This is a genomic window from Bogoriella caseilytica (assembly GCF_003752405.1).
GTDB lineage: Bacteria > Actinomycetota > Actinomycetes > Actinomycetales > Actinomycetaceae > Allobogoriella > Allobogoriella caseilytica.
Genome location: NZ_RKHK01000001.1, coordinates 1,326,437 through 1,343,940 on the forward strand (window position 1 = coordinate 1,326,437; position 17,504 = coordinate 1,343,940).

Here is a 17,504-nt window from a genome sequence, read left to right on the forward strand (position 1 = left end):
GCAGCAGGTGTCATCGACCGGCGCGCAGGTCCTCCCCGGTGGCCACCCACGAGGGGAGCTCCTCACGGAAAGCCTCGGCGACCTCCGGGTCGGTCGTGACCGACCAGCTGACCTCGCCGTCCACCTCGGCTTCGTACTTGTCCCAGTTGAACCAGTTGATCAGCCGGATCTGCCCGAAGTTCTCGTGCACCTCGTCGGAGAAGACCTGGCGCCACCAGGCGCGCTTGATCTCCAGGTTCGTCGCAGTCGAGGCGTCCGCGGTCACGAAGGCACCGGTCTCCGGAATCACCATGGGCTTGTCGCGGTCCACGGCGTACTCGGCGTAGAAGTCCGGGATCGCAGTGTCGTCCGAGGCCAGCCCGTCGTAGGTGCCGGTGAGCTGTTCGACGAACTTGCCCTCTTCAGGCAGATCGTTGCTGCCCCAGGGGTAGGCATCGCCCCAGTGGTAGAGCGTCATGCCCACCCAGTCCACCGCGTCGTCGCCGGGGTAGTACGGAGCGTAGGGGTCGTCGGTCTCGGTGACCTCGTCACTCCCGTCGGTGTCCATGGCCGCGTACTCGGCACTTCCCGGCTCGGCGGCGTACTGGCCTCCGGTGAAGGGGTAGCCGCCGCCGTAGTTCGGCGCCCAGAGCATCTCGGTCGCGGTGGTCTCGTGCACGGCCTCCGCCACCTCGCGGAAGCTCGCGATGTATGCCTCGGGCTGCTGCCCCCAGGCGTACCAGGAGCCGTTCATCTCGTGGGCGTAGCGCAGCAGCACAGGCACACCCGTGGCGTTGATCTCCTGGAGCACCGCCACAAGTTCCTCGATCACCGCGGGGGTGATCGCCTCCAGGCCCTCGCTCGGCTCGATGGTCAGCAGCAGCACACCGTTGCTGCCGCCGATCTGCTCCGCTGCCGCGCGCACGTTCTGCACGTCCGCCTCGTTCCAGGGCAGGTCCACGAAGGACACCGCAGCGCCCGGGCTGACCCCGCTGACCTCGGCGAACTCCGCCACGGTCTCTGCGCCCCAGTCCGGGTTCACCCCGAAAACCGTCCGCTCCGCGGGAAAGTACTCCGAGGGCACGACGGCGTCGATCGCATCGGCGGAATCGTCGGTGGGCGCACACGCGGCCCCGGTCACCATCGCTCCCAGCGCCAACGCTCCGACGCCGCGGGTGGTCAACCGTCGATCCTGCATATCGCTCCTCGTGGTCACGGCTCTGGTGCCGGTGCGGGGTGGGCCCGTGCCCGCCGAGGTTACCCGGAGTATTCGCGTGGCCTCCGCCTCACCCGGGCGGCTAGCGTGACTGCATGGCCTCGACTGCATACCTTCGCGATCCTCACCCGCACGGCGAGCTGCTCGCCTTCACCGCGGCCGACGACGTCTGGCTGGCGCCGATCACCGGCGGGCGGGCCTGGCGCCTGACCCGGGAGTCCGCGCCGGTGGCGCAGCCGCGCATCTCCCCCGACGGCACCGTGGTGGCTTACCTCTCGCAGCGCGAGGGCCACCCCGAGGTCTACGCCGCCGACATCGACTCCGGTCAGGTGGCGCGGCTGACCTACTGGGGCAGCACCAAGATCTCCATCCTGGGCTGGGACGCGCAGGGCCGGGTGCTGGTCTCCTCCAACGCTGGTCAGGCCGACCGCTCGCACCAGACGGTGCGCGCTCTGCAGCTGCACCACGACGGCGGGCCGGCCCTGGAGTCCGCCGAGCAGCTCGGTTACGGCGCCGCCATCGGCTTGGCGCTGCACCCCTCCGGCGCGGCGGCGCTGTCCACTCCGGGTTCGCGGGTGCCGGCGCACTGGAAGCGCTACCGGGGCGGCACCGCCTCGCAGCTGTGGCTGGCCCGCAAGCCGATCACCCAGGTCGCCGCCCCCGGTGACTGGGAGCGTCTGCTGCCCCAGGACGAAGCCGGCCTGGTGGACCCGATGTGGTTCGGCGACTCCCTGCTCTTCACCTCCGACCGCGCCGCCACCTTCCCCGACCGCAGCGAGGAACAGGCGAACCTGTGGATCTGGGAGGGCGTGCTCTCCAAGAAGTCGCGCCGCGACAAGGGCCCCCGGCAGCTGACCCACCAGGGCGTGGACGAGGGCTACGTGCGCGGTGCGAGCACGGACGGCGAGCGCATCGCGTGGCACTCGCGCGGCGAGATCTGGGTGCTCGACTCCCTCGGGGCCACACCCCGCCGCCTCGAGGTCACCCTGCCCGGCACCTCCCCGGTGACCCTCTCGCCGAAGCCGGCGAAGAACCTCACCGACCTGGTGCCGGATCACGGCGGTGACTCCTCCCTGGTGGGCTGGCGCGGCAAGTCCTTCGTGCTCACCCACCGCGAGGGTCCCGCCCACGCCCTGGTGGCCGACTCGGGGGTGCGCACCCGCGAGCCGGTGCTGCTCGGCACCACCGGCCGGGCCGCCCTGGTCACCGACGCCGCCGGCGAGGACTCGATCGAGATCCACACCCTCGACGGCACCGGCGAGCCGCAGCAGCTGCTCACCGGAGCGATCGGCCGGGTGCTGCACCTGGCCGCCGATCCGGCCGGGGAGCGGCTGGCCGCGATCTCTCACGACGGTCAGGTCCGCCTGATCACCCTGGGCAAGAAGACCGCGGTGCGCGAGGTCGCGCGCTCCGGGTTCGGCGAGGCGCTCTCGCCGTCGTTCTCTCCCGACGGCCGCTACCTGATGTGGACCCAGCCCACCGACGTCGAGTCCACCATGCACCAGGTGATGGTGCTGGACACCCGCGGCAAGCACGAGCCGGTGGCGCTGACCTCCGGGCGCTTCCATGACGACTCCCCCGCCTTCACCCGCGACGGCAAGTTCGTGGCGCTGCTGTCGAACCGCACCTTCGACCCCCACTACGACGCCCACGAGTTCGCGCTCTCCTTCTCCGGCGCCACCCGGCCCTGGCTGATTCCGCTCTCCGCCACCGAGCCGCCGCCCTTCGGCCCCAGCGCGCAGGGCTGGCGGATCTCCAAGGCGGACGAGGCCAAGGCCAAGGACGGCGAAAGCAAGGACGACGACGCCCCGCCGGCCAGCCCTGATCTCGACGCCGAGGGCGCCGAGGACCGGATCGTGCCCTTCCCCGTGCCCTCGGGGGACTATCGCGACCTGAGCACCGCCTCGGGCGGGGTGCTGTGGATCAAGGTGGCCGACGTCAGCGTGCTCGGCACCCGCCGCGCCGGCGTGCCCGGCGAGCAGCCGGGCGACGAGCTGGTGCGGTGGGCCTTCGAGGAGCGCAAGGAGACGACCCTTGTGGAGAAGGTGGATTCCTACGCCGTCTCCGGCGACGGCGAACGCCTCGTGGTGCGCGCCGGTGAGGACGTCACGGTGCTGCCGGCCACCCGCAAGGCCGAGGACGAGGATGCCGAGAAGGTCACGGTGGATCTGTCCCGCCTGCGCATGGAGATCGACCCGCAGGCCGAATGGCACCAGATGTTCGACGAGAACGCGCGCCTGATGCGCGACCACTATTGGCGCGAGGACATGAACGGCGTGGACTGGGACGGCGTGGTCGCGCGGTGGCGCCCGGTGGTGGACAAGGTGCGCACGGCCGATGACTTCGCCGACATGCTGTGGGAGACCGTGGCGGAGCTGAACACCTCCCACGCCTACGTGATGCCCCCGCGGGAGGACGCGCCGGGCCTGGATCGCAAGCTCGGCTTCCTGGGCGCGGACCTGGAGCCGGCGAAGCAGGGCTGGCGGATCACCCGGATGCTGCCCTCGGAGTCCTCCGACCCCGAGGCCTACTCGCCCTTGCGTGCCGCCGGGGTGGACGCGCAGGTGGGCGACCTGATCCTGGCCGTCGACGGCCAGGCGGTGGACCCGGTGGCGGGCCCGGCCAAGCAGCTGATCGGCGCGGCCGGGAAGCCGGTGAGCCTGACGCTCGGCCGCTCCGGGCAGGCGCCGCGCCGCGTGGTGGTGGTGCCGCTGGCCGATGAGTCCACGCTGCGCTACCAGGACTGGGTGCGGTCCTGCCGCGAGTACGTGGCCGAGAAGTCCGGGGGCCGCCTGGGCTACCTGCACGTGCCGGACATGACCTCCACCGGCTGGGCACAGCTGCACCGCGACCTGCGCCGCGCCACCCGCGCCGAGGGCGTCATCGCCGATGTGCGCTACAACAGCGGCGGGCACACCTCCCAGCTGGTGATCGCCCGCCTCGGCGCACGCGTGGCGGCCTGGAACCAGGCGCGCTACGAGGAGCGGATGGGCACCTACCCGGACAACGCCCCGCGCGGCCCGGTGGTGCTGGTGACCAACCGCAATGCCGGCTCCGACGGCGACATCGTCAACGCCGCCGCGCAGGCGCTGCAGATCGGCCCGGTGGTGGGTGAGCGCACCTGGGGCGGGGTGGTCGGCATCGACGGCCGCTTCGACCTGGTGGACGGCACCGTGGTCACCCAGCCGCGCTACTCCTTCTGGATCGAGGGCAAGGGCTGGGGCGTGGAGAACCACGGCGTCGACCCCGATATCGAGGTCATCGACGATCCCGCGCACATGCTGCGCGCGGAGGACCCGCAGCTGGACCGGGCGATCGCCGAGGCCTTCGCCCGCCTGGAGCAGACCCCGGCCGCCCAGCCGCCTGAGCTCTCCGAGCCGCAGGTGCGGCGGTAGGGACGGGCTGAGGTTGCCGATGTCGTCGCTACGAGCAACGACATCGGCAACCGGGGGCGCCTCAGCTCAGATGAGTCCGGCGGCGCGTGGCGAGCACGGTCCCGCCGATGAGCATTGCCGCGGCGATTGCCATCAGCATCCCGGCAGATACGCCAGTGCTGGGTATCGACGGTCCCGGCCGGACCGGGTCGTCCGCTGACCCGGGCGGTGTGGAACCCGGCGGCGTGCCAGGCACGGTCGGTTCGGGCTCGGGCTCCGGTTCGGGCGTCGGTTCCGGTGCCGCGTCGACGGCGATGCTGGCCGTCACGGGCTCGCTCGCGGCGCCGTCGCGGTCGATGGCCACCACGCTGATCACGAAGGTGCCACCCGCGGCGTAGCTGTGCGACGGTGACGCCCCGGTCGCCGATGCGCTGACTTCCGTCACGGAGCTGCCATCGCCCCAGTCGACTCGGTAGCTGAAGTCCTCGGCCATGTCGGCGCTCGAGGGGTCCGTGGCACTGACCTCGATGGTCACCGGCTCTCCGGCCACAGCGCGCGCGGGCACCTCGACCTGGGCCGTGGGAGCGGCGTTCAGCACCTCGACCTCGGCGGAGGCTTCGTCCACCAGCCCGTCGACGCTGAAGCGCACCTCAATGAGGTAGGACGCCGGGCCGTTGTCGATCCCGAGGGCTTCGAGCTCGGCCCAGCTGAGGTCCACTTCGGAGCCGGAGGCGTCCGAGAACTCGCCGTCGCCGGTGAGGTCCCAGTCGACCTGCACACCTGCCCCGGGACCCCCGGCCAGGAGCGTGAGGTCTTCACCCTCGGCGATCGAGTACGGGCCCCCTGCGCTGGCCACCGGGGAGACTTCGATGGTGGCCTGATCGTCACTGCCGGCGAAACCCTCCGAAGGAAGGTATTCCGCCGTCACTGTGCGGATTCCTGGGGGCAGCGCCTCACTGAACAACACCGCCTGCCCGTCCTCCAGGCTCACCTCGCCCAGCTCGAGCCCGTCGGCGGTGAATCGGACCGTGCCTGGGGGCGCGTCGCCGGGCTCGACGGCCGTGGCCCTGACTCCGCCGTGCGACCATTCCGCGCTGACGGAGGCGCTGAGTTCCAGTTCCTGGCCGTGGGCCACCGCGCTCGGAGCGCTGAGCACCACGTTGGTGGCCATGAGCTCCACTTCGATGGTGGTCGTATCGACGCTCTCACCGAAGGTCGGTGCGCCGAGGTACTCCACCACGACCTCGATCGGGTCGGTGGTGACCGGAACGATCTCGACGCCCTCGCCAGGCAGGTCACCGGCGCCGATCTCGACGACCTCGTCCGCCCAGCTGAAGCGCACAGTCCCTTCCAGGACCTGATCGCCCTCGCTGAGGACTGTGGCAGAGACGAACACCGGTTCATGGGCGCGCGGCTGCTCCGGCGTCACCTCGATGAGCACCTGCGTGGGTGCGACCGCCAGCACCGTGACGTCCTGGGCGCTGGCGTCCTCGAATCCGTCGGCTCCGGTGTAGGTGGCGCTCAGGGTGTACTCGCCGCGGCTGAGGCCCTCGACGTCGAAAGTCACCACTCCATCGACCGGCGTGCCCGCCGTCACCGGCTCTCCGCCATCAAGACTCCACGCCACCACACCGGCGTCCACCGACTCCTCAGCTCCAGCGCTCACTCTCGCCGTGACCGAGAAGTCCTCCCCGATTGCCACGCTCTGCGGCGCATCCAGGGTCAGCGTCGTCGCCGTACTCGCCAGCACCTCGATCTCCACCGCCACCGAATCGACATACCCATCGGTGCCGGTGTAGGTCGCATTGACCGTGTGCGTTCCGCGCGGCAGCGCTGAAACGGTGAACTGCACGTCGCCCTCGGCATCGAGAGGCCCAGCCTCGACCGGCTCACCCTGATTGAGCGACCAGTCCACGCGCCCTGCCGTCACCGGCGTCCCGCCGGGCTCGCGCACACTCGCCGTCACCGTCACGTCACTACCACTGGCCACCTGAGTCGGAGCATCGAGAGTGATCGTGGTCTGCGATTGGGCCAGAATCGTCACCGATTCGGCCGCGGAATCGGTCCAGCCCTCCGCACCGGAGTAGAGGACCTCCAGCGTGTGCTCGCCACGCTCCAGGCCGGGCAGCGTGAACTCCACCTGCCCGGCTTCATCGGGGCTTCCAGCCTCGACCGGATCCCCGCCGTCCACGCGGTAGCGGATCGTGCCCGCCGTGACCGGTCCGTCACCAGCACCGATCTCCACCGCCACCGGAACATCCGCGCCGGTGGCCACCGTCTCGGGCGCTTGCACCTCGACTGATGTCGCCGATTCCGCCCAGACCGAGACCGGCTCGGCAGTGCTGTCGTCGAATCCGTCGTCTCCGGCGTAGATCGCGCTCAGGGTGTGCTCGCCGCGGCTCAGGCCCTCGACGTCGAAGGTCACCACCCCATCGACCGGCGTGCCCGCAGCCACCGGTTCCCCGCCATCAAGACTCCAACTGACCGAGCCGGCATCCACCGTCTCCCCGGCGTCAGCACTGACCGTCGCGGTCACGACGAAGTCCGCACCGGTTGCCACGGTGTCCGGCGCATCCAGGGTCAGCGTCGTCGCCGAACTGGCCAGCACCTCAATCTCCACAGCCACCGAATCGACATACCCATCGGTGCCGGTGTAGCTGGCATTCACCGTGTGCACGCCGCGGCTCAGAGCGGGCAGTGTGAAGGTCACGTCACCCTGGGCGTCCAGATCATCGGCCTGGACCATGTCGCCATCGTTCACCGACCACGCCACGCTGCCCACCGTCACCGGTTCTCCTCCGGGCTCGCGCACACTCGCCGTCACCGTCACGTCACTACCACTGGCCACCTGAGCCGGAGCATCGAGAGTGATCGTGGTCTGCGACTGCGCCAGCACCGTGACCGGCGCAGCCTCGGAGTCAGTCCACCCCTCGGCACCGGCGTAGCTGACCTCCAGGGTGTGCTCACCCCGGTCCAAGCCCGGAACTGTGAAGGGCACAATGCCGTCGTCGTCCGGGACGCCGGCCTCGACCGGCTCACCGCCGTCCACGCGGTAGCTCACCACTCCGGCAGTCACCGGTCCATCGGAGGCTCCGACCTCCACGCTCACAGGCACCGGAGCGCCGGTAGCGACCGTCTCGGGCGCCTGAACCTCGAGGGCCGTCGCTGACTGCACCTGCACGACCACCGGGTCGGCGGCGCTGTCCGCGAAGTCGCCGGCACCTGTGTAGCTCGCGCCGATCATGTGCGCTCCACGCGGCAGATCGGTGAGGGTGAAGCTGACCTCGCCCGCGGCATCCGGCGATCCCGCCACCGTGACTGGTTCGCCGCCGTTGAGGGTGTAAGACAGCGATCCGGTGGTCACCGGGCCATCCGCCGACGTGATGGTGGCGGTGACCTCGACGTCATCCCCCAGATCGCTCACCTCAGGAGCGCTGAGCACGGTCTGGGTGGGGGTCTGGGCGAAGGTCAGGTCCAAGCACCATCCATCGCTGAGGGTTCCGGAGTCACCGGGGGCGTTGTCTACCACGAACAACGTCCACGCACCCGCGGCGGGGGTGCCAGTGAAGGCCTCGCTCAGCGTGGTGGCCTCCGAGGGTGAGGGGGCCGGAGCGGGGAAGGTGTCGTGGGCCCCATCCAGGTCGGTGGGCGCAGCGGTGGCCGAACCGCTCAGGCTGGTCAATGGAGCACCGTCGTCGGAGAAGGTCAGGTCGATTCCTGCGGGAGCCCCCGGCACATCGCTGAGCACCAGGAGGTTGTCCGCCGGGTCCGGTCCGGCCAGGAGCACGTCGATGTCGCTGGCGTGGGTGTGTGACAACCCGTTCAGCCGCACCTGGACCTCAGCGACGTCGCGCGCCTCCTCCACGAAGATCCGCGAGGGGTAGACCGAGGCCGGACCGACGTCGGGGATCACGAGGTCGCCGGGGTTGCAGTAGAGGTTCTCGGTGACAACCGTGTTGTTGTCGACCTGCTGGGTCAGGGAGCCGGTGCTGGGCAGGAGAGCACCGCTGCCGGAGTAGGAAGCGGAGAGTTGGTGGGAGCCCTCGGGAAGGGCGTCGACGGAGAACGTCGCCATGCCGGCCGCGTCCACCGGCTGAGCCGGGAGGGACATGCCTGGCACGTTCACGCTCACTGAGCCCTCGGTGACGGGCTGGCCGTCGCTCTGCACCAGGGCGGTCACCGTGACCGGCTCACCGGTGCGGCTCGGGTTGGCGCTCGAGCTCAGTGATGTCGTGGTCGCCTGGCCCTGCTCGGCGGTCGTGATCGTCAGACTCCAGCCTTGGATGACGCCGTCGTCCCCGCTCAGATCGTCCACGACGTAGAGCGACCAGTCGCCGTTCGGATCGGCGCCGGAGAAGGCCTCGGCGAAGGTGGTGGCCGCGCTCGGTGGCGGCGCCGGAGCCGGGAACACGTCCGGGCCACCCAGGTTCGTGGGCCGGTAAGGCCCCGAGCCCAGAGATCCGCTAGTGGGAAAGGGGGCGCCGCCGTCGGCAATGCTGAACGAGGCTCCTGAGGCCGAGAGCCCGAAGGCGTCGTCATCGGCGTCGGACATCACCACGAGGCTCTGCCCCGTGGGAGCGACCAGGAGCATGTCGATGTCGTTCACGTACTGGTGCGTCAGGCCCTGGACGGCGAGCTCGACGTTCTGCACCGGGCCGCTCAGCCCGGAAACCGTGACGGTCGAAGGGTAGGGCGTGGCCGGTTGTACCTCTCCGGGCCCGACCGGCGAGTCGATCTGGATCGGCACATCGAGGCTGGCGAAGGTGGTGGGGCCGTCGGCCGCCGCAGGGACTGCACCGGCCACCACTGCTGCGAGGGCGAGAGTCGCCGCCACGAACGCCGCGCCGACGCGTTGTGCCGCGCCCGACCCTGCTTGTTCACCAGCGAATGTGCTCTCTGTGCCGCGCTCGACCATTCTCTGCCCTCTCGTGCCACCCGGACGAGCGGTCTGCAACAGCGCAGTCGCTCGGGCGCGGGCGATGGCACCACGCGTCCGGCCTATGTTCGCCTAACGGGCACGCGCAGCACAATCCCCCACGGCCAAATGGGGCAGGAAACGGTGCGTCGATTCCATCCCTTGAGAATCCGAGCTGCGGCAGCGGCGAATCGTGTGGCCACGTTTTCCAACGCTGCTAATGTCCTGCCCATCGGGGTTCGATCGAACCCCTCGAACGGTCGAGCTCGCCAGCCCGGCAGAAGACGAGAACACTATGGTCGGAGTGTCCCGACGGTCGTTGCTGCGCGGTGGTCTTGCTGCCGTCTCCGTGATCGGGCTTTCTGGGCTTTCTGCCGCTCCAGCCCGGGCGGGCACCACGATCGGTGAGGTGTCTCGCTCGGCCTTGGAGGACGCCGTCGGGTCTCGCGTGTGGCTGCATAGCACCAGTACGTCCGCCATGGCCACACTCACCGCCGTGCGTGATCTGCCCGGCGCCCGGGCGCACCATCCCGAGGCGTTCGTCGCGCAGTTCCGCCTCCGCATCGCCGACACCTGGAGTTCCGTGACGAACCTGGCCGACATCACCCTGCCCGATCTGAGGCTGGTCGGAGTCGGCCTGACGGTGGTCGGAGCGCCTGATGAGGGCCGGCTCACCGCAGTGGTCGACCGGCGCAGCGTGAACGAGCACCGCCGTCGACCGCCGGCGCCCGCCGGACGCTGACCTCTCACCCACCCGACCTGAGGAGACTCATGGAACCCTATATCGGCACCATTCAGTTCTTCGGCTTCTCCTTCGCCCCGCAGGGCTGGGCGTTCTGCAATGGACAGCTCGTGTCCATCAGCCAGAACACCGCGCTCTTCTCGCTGCTGGGCACCTACTACGGCGGAAACGGGCAAACGACCTTCGCGCTCCCTGACCTGCGTGGGCGTTTCCCGATGGGCCAGGGCCAGGGCCCCGGACTGCAGAACCGCGACATCGGCCAGATAGGGGGAGCCGAGCAGGTCACGCTCGGGGTCAACGAGATCCCTGCTCATGGGCACCCGGTCGCCGCGGCCGGTGCCGCCACCAGCAAGTCCCCAGCGGGGAACCTTCCTGCCGTCACGCCGGCGGGATCGGCGTACGGCCCCCAGGCCTCCGGTCAGATGAGTTCGCAGATGGTCGGCGCCAGCGGCGGGAATCAGCCCCACCCGAACATGCCGCCCTATCTGGTGGGCAACTGGTGCATCGCACTGGTGGGAATCTTCCCCTCCCGGGATTAGGCCCGGCTGCTCGACTACCCGGCTGTTCGGATACCCGGCTGCCGCTCGTCCATGCCGGGGTGAAGCGCGCTCATGATCACCTGCAGGCCGAACTCGAACTCCTCCTCCGGCCCGGGGGCATCTCGCCCGAGTTCGGCCCTGGTCCGGGCGACCTCGGCGAGGTGGGGGAACCTGCCTGCGGGCAGGTCTTCGAGGAGCTTGCGCGACGCATCGTCCTGCCCCTGGGAGTCATCGAAGGGGAGGCTGGACTCCTGAATGACGCTGCCATAGACGTAGCTGTCGACCAGGGCGAGCACGTGAATGGACATCGCCGGAGAGAACCCTGCTTCTCCGAGCACACGCAGCACATGGTCGTGGTGCTGCAGCGTGACCTCACCCGGGGAGCGGCGCGAGTCGAGGAGGCCTGTCGCCCAAGGATGCTGCCGGAGAGCAGTGCGCGTACCCCGCGCCATCAGCTGCAGGTCCGCGCGCCAGTCTCCGGTGTCGGGCAGCTCGATCCTCGCGAAGATCCTGTCCACCATCGCGTCGAGAAGGTCCGCCCGGTTGGCGATGTGGTTGTACAACGACATCGCCTCGACGCCTAGCGCGGAGGCAACTGCGCGCATGGTCACCGCCGAGAGATCGCCACGGTCGGCCAGGTCCATCGCAGCCTCCACGATCCGGCCGCGATGGAGCGCCGGCCGCTGACCGTCGCGGCCAGATCGCCTCCCAGACCTGCTCACAGCAACTCCTCACACGCTTGACACACGTACAGCGTAAGTTTACCTTCCTTACAGTGTAAGTCTGAGCGCGAAGGAGCCGTCCCATGAAGCAGGTGGCCATCGTCGGGGTATCCGGCAAGCTGGGTCAGCATTTGGCCCGCGACGCACTGGAGCGGGGCTACGACGTCCTCGGGGTCTGCCGCGAGAAGAGCGTGACCAAACTGGGGGAACTCGCCGACCGCATCTCCGTCGTGCCCGGCCCCACGAATGACCGCGAGGTGATCCGCTCTGCGGTCAGCGGCTGCGACGGTGTACTGACGGTGCTGGTGCCCTGGGGTGTGGACCATTACTCCTCAGGCACCGCGAAAGCCGTGCTTGAGCATGCGAAGCCCGAGGCGCGCCTGGTGTTCTCGTGCGGCTGGCATGTCCCCGGCCACCCCGACGACGTCTATCCACGGGCGAAGCTGATGGCGCAGAGTGCCATGGCGAAGGCCATGCGGGCGATCCGCGTGATGGACATCGACGATCAGGTCGCAGCCGCGCAGGCGATCTACGCCAGCAGTGCGCGATGGACGGTCGTGCGCGGGAGCACGTTGGAGGAGGGGGAGAGTCATGGGATGCCGGTCTGGGCCGAGCACGTCGGTCATCCCAGGCTCGCGAGCGACCGTACCCGCCGGATCGACTATGCCGCCTTCATGCTCGAGATGCTCACCGATGACGGCTTCATCGGCAAAGCCCCCGCGATCAATGGGCGGCTCACACCCAGCGCCCTCGCCGACGACGGCCCGACGTGACCCCGCAAGCGAAGCTCTGACCAGCACGAGACGAAGGAACTGCCTCATGACCAGCATCACGGCCAGCGTTCGCGTCGCCGACGAAACGATGATCGATGACCTCGTCAACCTGTGCGTCGAGGCCTTCTCCGATGAAGCCTTGACGGTCTGGACGCACCCCGACCCGGCGACTCGAACGTGCATGCTTCGAGAGATGTTCGGCTACGCGCTCCACACCGCGGTTCCGGCCGGCGGTGTCCTGGCACTCACCACGAGCACTGGCAATCCGATGGGCGCGGCCTTCTGGGAAGCACAGCCGCCATCGCCTCCCGCAGACACGGTGGGTGAAGACCCGCTTTCCCAGCGACTTCGCTCCATTCAACAAGTCACCAGCCATCACCGCCCGCGCACGCCCCACTTCTACCTGGCCTCCATGGCCATCCATCCTGAGTATCGCAACCACGGTTTCGGCACCGCGCTGCTTTCGGCGGTCATTCAACGCGCTCGAGAAGCCAAGCAGATGATCTACCTGGAAGCGTCATCGCAGGACAATCTGCGCTTCTACCGGCGTCACGGATTCGTTGACCACGGGAAGGAGCTCGTGCTCCCGGATACCCAGCTGCGGCTGTATCCGATGAGCTACGCGATCCGGTAGGTCTGCCGCGCGTGCAGGGCGTCAGTTCGTGGTTGCCGTCAGTGCGGTGAGCTCCACCTGCGCTCCGGTGCATTCCTGCTCGTTGAGCTGTAGATCCTCCGGCGTGGTCTCCTCCCACCCGAAGATCAGCTCCCGGGTCTCGCCCGGCTCCAGCTCACCCGGCGAGCCACTCTCCCAGGTGACGTCCGGGAACCCCCGTACGGCGAACTCCATCTCGTAGGTCACGGACTGGTCCGCGCTGAGGTTGCCCAGGTCCGCGGTGAAGAGGCAGTAGTAGTACATCTCGTCGAACATCTCGAGCTCGGTGTAGCGCAGCGGCGAGGTATGGATCGTCATGACCGTGTCGAGCAGAGCGGCCTCATCCTCGGCCAGGGACTCGGCGCGGAGCACCGGGCGGGAGTCGCTCTCTGTCGCGGCCTCGCGCTCGGATTCCGGATTGGGGCCGGATGTCTCGGAGTCCTCGGGCGTCGGCTCGTCACCTGACGTCTCGTCGTCGGAAGTGAGCTCGTCCTCGGGAGTCGGCTCGTCATCTGACGTCTCGTCATCCGGAGTGGTGTCAGGCGCTCCCGTCGGGGTGGGCTCCGGAGTCGGCTCAGAGCTCTGGACCCCGGAAAGCAGGAGAACGATCACCAGGCTCACGCCAAGGAGCAACAGGGCCAGCAGGCCGAGCACCACCCACAGCGCGGCGCGGTCTTGCCGCGGCGGCGGGGGCACCACTGGTCCCCCGGGGCCGGGAGGCACACCGGCGCCGGGGGGCACGGGCCCGCTGGTGGGGGAGAACCCGGGCTGGCCCGGCGGATGAAGCGGCGGCCCGTAGCCCTGCGGCGCGGGCCCAGGTTGCTGCGGCGCAGGCCCAGGTTGCTGCGGCGCAGGCCCAGCTTGCTGCCCCGCCTGCCCCGGCGGCCGCGTCGGTCCGCTTTGGCCACCCCAGCCGGCCTGGCCACTCTGCCCTGGTTGGTTCTCCGTCATGGTGCCCCTCCGTCATCCCGAGACAGCGCTGAGGTTGAGGTTGTGGTCGCTCGGAGCAACCACAACCTCAACCTCAGCACCGTTGGACCCGCTAGTTGCCGATCTCGGCGTTCCCGGCGTCCTGAGCACGCTCGAGCATGGTCGCGACATCGTCGTTGCCGAGGAACATGTCCTGCAGCAGCGGGGTGATCTCGTTGTTCGCGGCCTGCACGTTCGGGCCGGCGGGCGGCGGGGTGCTCTCGCCCTCGGCGGCATCCAGGAAGGCCTGGATGTCCACGCCCTGTTCCTCCCAGTACTCCAGGTAGGCCTGCTGGGCATCCAGCACGGCGGGGAAGAAGGAGCCCTGGTCACCGAGAGGCGCCTGGCCTTCGGCGGTGCCGAGCCAGCGGAGCACCTCGATCACGGCCTCTTCGTTCTCGGTGTCGGCATTGGCCACGGCGGAGATGCCGTTCACGACGCCGATGCGGCCCTCGGGGCCCTCCACGATCGGGGCGAGGGCCCACTCGAACTCGGCGTTGTCGGCGATGTTGCGCAGCCGGTAGTTGCCGGTCTGGAACAGCGCGAGCTCCTCGCGCAGGAACAGGCTCTGCGGGAGGTCGCCGTCGAGGTTGGTGTCCGCGGCCGAGGGGGCCACCTCGTGCTCATTGATCAGATCCACCAGGTACTGGAAGGTCTGCACGCCCTCCTCGGAGGCGAAGGCGAAGTTGTAGTCCTCGTCCTGCCACTGGGCGCCGTTCTGGGCGAGGAAGTTGAGGTAGATCGCCTGGAGGTCGGCCTGGGAGTTGAAGCCGTAGACGCCGTCGCCGGTGAGAGCCTCGGCGGCCTCGAGCAGGGTGTCCTCGGGGCCGACCTCACCGGGACCGGCCGGGTCCCAGCGCAGGTTCTCGACGTCGACGCCGGCGGCCTCGACCAGCTCCACGTTGTAGAACAGCCCGAGTGCGTCCCAGAACTGGGGCACGCCGTAGAGGGTGCCCTCGTAGGTGTAGAGGTCTTCGACGCCCTGGACCCAGTCGTCGTGGTCGGTCAGGGCCTCGTCGATCTCCAGCAGCGAGCCGCTGGTGACGTAGGTCTGGAAGTTCGAGGTGTTGGTCCAGAAGATGTCGGCCATGGTGCCCGAGGAGAGGTCGAGCGGGAGGCGGTCCCAGTAGTCACCCCACGGCACCTGCTCGAGCTCGACGGTGATGCCGGTCTGTGCTTCGAGTTCCGCGAAGGAGGCCTCGTAGGCCTCGGTGGCCAGTTCATCCCAGTAGCGCAGTGTGACGGTCTCGCCCGAGAGGTCGGCGTCGTCGCCGGTACCCTCGTCCGTGCCGTCATCGGTGGCGTCACCGGCAGCGTCGTCCTCGCCGGTGTCGTCGTCACCGTTGCCGCCGACGTCGGGCGAGCAGGCGGCGGCCACCAGGGCGACGGTGGCCAAGGTGGCGCTGGCGAAGCCGACTCGGCGGCGATTCGTGGTCCTCATCTGTGTCCTCCTCGAGCGCGGTGCGCGCCCATGACGAGCGGGTGTCAGTGAGTTGAACAGTAGCCGCTGGCGCGCACCTTCGAGGGTGCGGTCGTGCGGTTCCCAGGGTGCGAGATGGTCACGATTCGGCCACCGCTCAGCGCATGCCAATGCCGATGGAGCGCGTGATCTGCTTCTGGAAGATCAGGAAGAGCACGATCAGGGGCATCAGCGCCAGCGTGGCGGCGGCCATCACCAGGGTCCAGTTGCTGGAGTACTGGGTCTGCAAGGCGGCGGTGGCCACGGTGATCACGCGCCATTCCGGGGCGGGGGCGATGATCGAGGGCCAGATGAAGGAGTTCCACTGGCTGACCACGGTGATCAGCATCAGCGTGGCCAGGATGGGCTTGTTCATCGGCAGCATCACGTACCAGAGGCGGCGCAGCGCCCCGGCCCCGTCGAGGGTGGCGGCGTCGATGATCTCCGAGGGCATGGAGCGGAAGTTCTCCCGCAACAGAAAGATCGCATACGGGCTGGCCAGCATGAAGGGCAGCACCAGGCCGGCGAAGGTGTTCCGTAGACCGGCGCTGGTCAGCATGGTGTACAGCGGGATGATGGTGACCACCTGCGGGATCATCAGGGTGGAGAGGTACACCCAGAAGATCGCGTCGCGGCCCGGGAAGCGCAGGGTGGCGAAGGCGTAGGCGGCCAGCACCGAACCGGTCATCTGGCCCACCAGCATCACCACCGTCATTTGCGCGGTGACGGCGATCGGCACGATGAAGCTGTTGCTGCCGGTGAACAGCGCGGCGAAGTTCTCGAAGGTGACCGGGTCGGGCGGGGTGAGCGGCACCGTGGTGTTGAACTGCCGCGGGGTCTTCAGTGAGGTCATCACCGTGAAGAGGAAGGGCCCGATCATCAAGGCGGCGCCGGCCAGCAGCATCAGGTAGGTCAGGCCGGTGGCGAACCACCGCTGTGGACGCGAGCTCTCGTTCAGGCGACGGCGTGGCGGGCTCTGTCGGCCGGCGCGGCCGGCGTCGGCGCGCGGCCCGGCGTCGGCGGCGTCCGGTGGCGGCGGGGCGGCGGGAGCGGCACCTGCGGCGGCGCCCGGATTCGGCTCGCTCATGAGGCACTCATGTCGTAGGTGATGCGCTTCGCGAAGTAACGCTGCTGCGCCAGGGTGATGACCACCAGCACGATCAGCAGGATCACCGCCATGGCAGCGGCACGACCCAGGCGCAGGGCCACGAAGGCCTCCTGGTAGATGGCGGCCGCGATCACCGAGGTGCTGCCGCCCGGGTAGCCGCGGGCGGCGCCGGTGAGCCCGTAGACCAGGTCGAAGACCTGGAAGGAGGCAATCACCGAGGTCACGGTGACGAAGAAGGTGGTCGGGCGCAGCAGCGGCAACGTGATGGAGAAGAGCATGCGCACCGGACCGGCGCCGTCGATGCGGGCGGCCTCGTAGACCGAGGTGGGGATCTGCTGCAGGCCGGCGAGGAAGAACAGCGAGATGTAGCCCACCGAGGACCAGATGTATACGAAGGCCACCGCGGGCAGCGCCAGACTCGGGTTGGACATCCACTCGATGCGCTGGCCCAGGATCGCGTTGACCGCGCCAGTGGAGGGGTCGAACAGCCAGCGCCACACCACACCGAGGGCCAGCGGCGCGCAGACCCAGGGCAGCACGTAGAGCACCCGCAGGGCATTGGTGCCCGGCAGGCCGCGGTTGATGCCGATGGCCAGCAGCAAGCCGATGGCGATGGCGGTGGGGATGGCCATCACGGAGAAGTAGGCGGTGACCCGCAGGGAGTTCCAGAAGGCGTCCGAGCCCATGAGGAAGGCGTAGTTCTCCAACCCCACGAAGCTCGGGTCGGTGAGCAGGTTCCACTGCGAGACCGAGATCAGGATGACCAGCACCACCGGCACGAGGAGGAAACCCCCCACACCGATCAGGCTCGGGAAGAGCAGGGCGTAGCCAGTCAGTGCCTCGCGGCGACGGCGAGCGCGCTGCCCGGGACGAAGGGGGGTGGTTCGAGCTCGGTCGGGTGTGCCGCCGCCGCGCCGCGCGGGACCGAGCCCGCGGGAGGTGGTGGCGGCAGCAGTCATGCGGGTCAGCTTATGCGTGCGGAGGATTGCCGGGCAGCTTCTGGGCTGCGGCGCGCAGGGTGCGGGGGCGCGGGGTTCTGGTGGTCACCGGTCTCGG

At 69.2% G+C, this 17,504-nt stretch carries 12 protein-coding genes; 5 read left to right on the forward strand and 7 right to left on the reverse strand.

Annotated elements, in window-relative coordinates; genetic code table 11:
• Nucleotides 1-10: 10 nt before the first annotated feature.
• Nucleotides 11-1,177 (reverse strand): glycoside hydrolase family 26 protein, encoded by a 1,167-nt coding sequence (locus EDD31_RS05960; protein WP_170163206.1) that lies wholly within the window; start codon nucleotides 1,175-1,177, stop codon nucleotides 11-13.
• A gap of 113 nt (nucleotides 1,178-1,290) precedes the next feature.
• On the opposite strand from EDD31_RS05960, the gene EDD31_RS05965 reads away from it, so the two are divergent.
• A complete protein-coding gene (locus EDD31_RS05965) occupies nucleotides 1,291-4,590 on the forward strand; it encodes a S41 family peptidase (protein ID WP_123303352.1) in 3,300 nt (1,099 codons plus the stop codon).
• 61 nt (nucleotides 4,591-4,651) lie between these two features.
• On the opposite strand, the gene EDD31_RS05970 is transcribed toward EDD31_RS05965, so the two are convergent.
• Nucleotides 4,652-9,403, reverse strand: coding sequence for an Ig-like domain repeat protein (locus tag EDD31_RS05970; protein ID WP_170163207.1), 4,752 nt, complete (start codon nucleotides 9,401-9,403; stop codon nucleotides 4,652-4,654).
• Between the two features lie 385 nt (nucleotides 9,404-9,788).
• On the opposite strand from EDD31_RS05970, the gene EDD31_RS05975 reads away from it, so the two are divergent.
• Together EDD31_RS05975 and EDD31_RS05980 are read left to right on the forward strand one after the other, a co-directional pair.
• Nucleotides 9,789-10,226, forward strand: coding sequence for a hypothetical protein (locus EDD31_RS05975; RefSeq protein ID WP_148058876.1), 438 nt, complete (start codon nucleotides 9,789-9,791; stop codon nucleotides 10,224-10,226).
• A 29-nt stretch (nucleotides 10,227-10,255) separates the two neighbouring features.
• Nucleotides 10,256-10,765, forward strand: a complete 510-nt coding sequence (locus EDD31_RS05980; protein WP_123303355.1) for a phage tail protein — start codon at nucleotides 10,256-10,258, stop codon at nucleotides 10,763-10,765.
• Nucleotides 10,766-10,779: 14 nt separating this feature from the next.
• On the opposite strand, the gene EDD31_RS05985 is transcribed toward EDD31_RS05980, so the two are convergent.
• Nucleotides 10,780-11,487 (reverse strand): TetR/AcrR family transcriptional regulator, encoded by a 708-nt coding sequence (locus EDD31_RS05985; RefSeq protein ID WP_211336066.1) that lies wholly within the window; start codon nucleotides 11,485-11,487, stop codon nucleotides 10,780-10,782.
• A gap of 83 nt (nucleotides 11,488-11,570) precedes the next feature.
• Between EDD31_RS05985 and EDD31_RS05990 the strand changes: the two genes are divergently transcribed.
• On the forward strand, nucleotides 11,571-12,260 hold the full coding sequence (locus EDD31_RS05990) for an NAD(P)-dependent oxidoreductase (protein WP_123303357.1): 690 nt from the start codon (nucleotides 11,571-11,573) through the stop codon (nucleotides 12,258-12,260).
• Nucleotides 12,261-12,306: 46 nt separating this feature from the next.
• The gene (locus tag EDD31_RS05995; RefSeq protein ID WP_170163208.1) at nucleotides 12,307-12,894 is read left to right on the forward strand and encodes a GNAT family N-acetyltransferase; all 588 of its coding nucleotides are present in this window, start codon (nucleotides 12,307-12,309) and stop codon (nucleotides 12,892-12,894) included.
• A gap of 21 nt (nucleotides 12,895-12,915) precedes the next feature.
• On the opposite strand, the gene EDD31_RS06000 is transcribed toward EDD31_RS05995, so the two are convergent.
• From EDD31_RS06000 to EDD31_RS06015, 4 genes are all read right to left on the reverse strand, one after another.
• Entirely contained in the window at nucleotides 12,916-13,608 is a 693-nt protein-coding gene (locus EDD31_RS06000; RefSeq protein ID WP_148058878.1) for a hypothetical protein, read from the reverse strand.
• Between the two features lie 346 nt (nucleotides 13,609-13,954).
• Nucleotides 13,955-15,322 (reverse strand): ABC transporter substrate-binding protein, encoded by a 1,368-nt coding sequence (locus EDD31_RS06005; RefSeq protein WP_123303360.1) that lies wholly within the window; start codon nucleotides 15,320-15,322, stop codon nucleotides 13,955-13,957.
• A 136-nt stretch (nucleotides 15,323-15,458) separates the two neighbouring features.
• On the reverse strand, nucleotides 15,459-16,244 hold the full coding sequence (locus EDD31_RS06010; protein WP_483964261.1) for a carbohydrate ABC transporter permease: 786 nt from the start codon (nucleotides 16,242-16,244) through the stop codon (nucleotides 15,459-15,461).
• Between the two features lie 179 nt (nucleotides 16,245-16,423).
• A complete protein-coding gene (locus EDD31_RS06015; RefSeq protein WP_123303362.1) occupies nucleotides 16,424-17,407 on the reverse strand; it encodes a carbohydrate ABC transporter permease in 984 nt (327 codons plus the stop codon).
• Nucleotides 17,408-17,504: the final 97 nt, after the last annotated feature.

Coding starts and splice junctions, on each gene's coding strand:
- EDD31_RS05990 (WP_123303357.1), top strand. CDS start 11,571: ATGAAGCAGGTGGCCATCGTCGGGGTATCCGGCAAGCTGGGTCAGCAT.
- EDD31_RS05965 (WP_123303352.1), top strand. CDS start 1,291: ATGGCCTCGACTGCATACCTTCGCGATCCTCACCCGCACGGCGAGCTG.
- EDD31_RS06015 (WP_123303362.1), bottom strand. CDS start 17,407: ATGACTGCTGCCGCCACCACCTCCCGCGGGCTCGGTCCCGCGCGGCGC.
- EDD31_RS06010 (WP_483964261.1), bottom strand. CDS start 16,244: ATGCTGCTGGCCGGCGCCGCCTTGATGATCGGGCCCTTCCTCTTCACG.
- EDD31_RS05995 (WP_170163208.1), top strand. CDS start 12,307: ATGACCAGCATCACGGCCAGCGTTCGCGTCGCCGACGAAACGATGATC.
- EDD31_RS05980 (WP_123303355.1), top strand. CDS start 10,256: ATGGAACCCTATATCGGCACCATTCAGTTCTTCGGCTTCTCCTTCGCC.
- EDD31_RS05960 (WP_170163206.1), bottom strand. CDS start 1,177: ATGCAGGATCGACGGTTGACCACCCGCGGCGTCGGAGCGTTGGCGCTG.
- EDD31_RS06005 (WP_123303360.1), bottom strand. CDS start 15,322: ATGAGGACCACGAATCGCCGCCGAGTCGGCTTCGCCAGCGCCACCTTG.